Below are 2,151 nucleotides of genomic sequence, written 5' to 3'. Positions count from 1 at the left end.
GTGTATCAATGATGATGACATCAAAGTCTTCGCCCAATGATTGCAGCAGCTTGGAAAATTCCTGCCGCCCCAGCAGTTCCTGCGGATTGGGCGGGATGACTCCGGCGGGCAACACCGACAGRTCCTGCAGGGCAGGTATGCTGATAACCGCCTCAGGTCCCGCACGGCCGGCAAGCATGTCAGACAGGCCTGCGGTTGCCCCCAGGTTAAAAAGCTGGTGCTGCCGCGGTGTTCGCATGTCCGCATCAACCAGCAAGGTCCGCTCTCCAAGCTGCGAAAAAACAATGGCCAAGTTAGCTGCGATATAACTGCGCCCTTCTTTCGCGCCGGCGCTGACAATGGCCAGTCCGCGGCGCTCGGCTCCAGTATCAAACCAGCGCAGCATCAGCTGGCTGCGCAGCGCCCGCAGTTGCTCAACCGGCTGGCTGCCCGGCTGGTATGCCGCCACCAGCTCCCGGCTGAGTTTGGTTTCGTTCGCAAGGTAGGGGTAGTCAAACTGGACCGAGAGCGCAAAACGCACATCGTCATCACTCAGCAGGCCAAGGGCCTTGCCGGAATCGCCGAAACGCAAACCGCGGTCCCGCTGGAAATGGAGGATGCGTTCGGCATCCGGAGGCGACAGCCGTCCTGCGTCCACCAGGATCGTCCCCATGGAACGGCCGGCGCCGGTGGCCGGTTTGCTGGGAACGGTCAGGGGAACTGATCGTATCGTGGGTGCGTTGTTTCTGTTCATGCTGTCCCTCCATTGCCTAGCATCAGGCGGCGCGAACCAGGAAGCCTGCCACGCCCTCTATCCGAAGAAATGCTTGCCAGTACAGGCAGGCCCAATATCTGCACCAGGTCTTCGGCAGAGCGCACGCGGCGATTGGCCAGCTCCAGCAGCAGCCCACAGGCGATGCCGAGCAGCGTCCCGCCAAAAGCGGCGGCCAGCAGATTCACCAGCAGTTTCGGGCTTGAGGKGTTGACCGGAGGCGTTGCCATGTTCAGCCGCACGGCGTTGGTCTGGTTGCTCAGACTCTGCAGGCGTGTCTGCGACGCGCTTTGGCTGACAGCTTCAAAAGCACGCTGGGCCGACTCGACATCCCGGCGATACACATTGAGTTCATCCCGCTGCTTGTTCAGCTCGAGGACGCGCGCTTTCTGCGCACTCACCGCAGCCTGGAGTTCACGCTCCCGGTCTTTGCCCACACGGTAAGTGGTTTCAATGGAAGCCGTGATGCGCGCAGTCTCGGCTGCCAGCCGGCTTTTAACCGCCGCCAGCTCGGACTCGGCGCGCTGCCGCTCCGGGTGGTTGGGGCCCAGGCGTACACCGATCTCCTGCACCTTGGCCTCCAGCCGTGAAAGGTCAGCCTTCAGGCCGTTGATCAGCGGGCTTTGCATGACTTCTGCGACGGTATCCCCGCGAGAGCTGCGCTTGCTCTGGCTGTCGGTGGTCTCGCCCTGCACAGCCGTGAGCTGCGAGGAGATTTCCCCGAGCTTCGCGGTCTCGTAGTCCACGCGCTCGTCGCTGCTGACAATGCCGGCTTTTTGCTGGTATTCCGACAGCCGCGCCTGGGCTTCCTCAAGTTTTGCCCGGGACGCCTTGGTCTGGTCGTCAAACCATTCGGCGTAAATACGGGCAGGTTCTGTCTTCAACGCCAGGTTGATATCCAGGTAGGCCTGCGCAAAGGCATTGGCCGTGGCGGCGGCAAGGTCGGGATCACTGCCCTTGTAGGTGATGTTGATCACGTTGCTTTCGCGCGCGGGCCGCACGTCCAGCCCCTTCTGCAAGGAATCGGCCAGCCAGCTTTCCAGGGTTCCCCGTCCGTCGGTAGCCTCGATCCAGCGCGCCTTGGTGCGCGGATCTTCATCCAGCTTGAGCATTTTCACCACACGCTGGGCTACCCGGTCTCCGCCAATGATGTCAACCTGCGTCGCCATATAGCTGGGGGCCACCAGGCCCTGTAGCGGAGCACCGCCGGCAACCGGGTCAGGCGAACGCACGTCGACCAGCACGGCGGTCTGGGCGGTGTATTTACGGGGAAGCGCCAGGCTGACAGCCAGCGCCGCCAATAGGGCCGCCAGAATGACAAGCACAACGACCCGGTAGCGGGCACGCAGGATTAGCAGGAATTGATGAAGTGTCATGATTTTTAAAAGAGGCTTTCACGA

At 61.9% G+C, this 2,151-nt stretch carries 2 protein-coding genes; both read right to left on the bottom strand.

Annotated features, from left to right (window positions below; genetic code table 11):
* Positions 1–733, bottom strand: a 733-nt coding sequence (epsG, locus tag AC1D0Z_RS20165; protein WP_477659947.1) for a chain length determinant protein tyrosine kinase EpsG, incomplete at its 3' end; no start/stop codon positions are given.
* Positions 730–2,127, bottom strand: a complete 1,398-nt coding sequence (epsF, locus tag AC1D0Z_RS20160; protein ID WP_477659946.1) for a chain length determinant protein EpsF — start codon at positions 2,125–2,127, stop codon at positions 730–732. The genes epsG and epsF, both read right to left, overlap by 4 nt.
* Positions 2,128–2,151 lie beyond the last annotated feature (24 nt).

It is taken from the genome of Polaromonas sp. P1_E3 (assembly GCF_056405935.1).
This window is presented reverse-complemented; position numbering and strand designations above follow the sequence as displayed.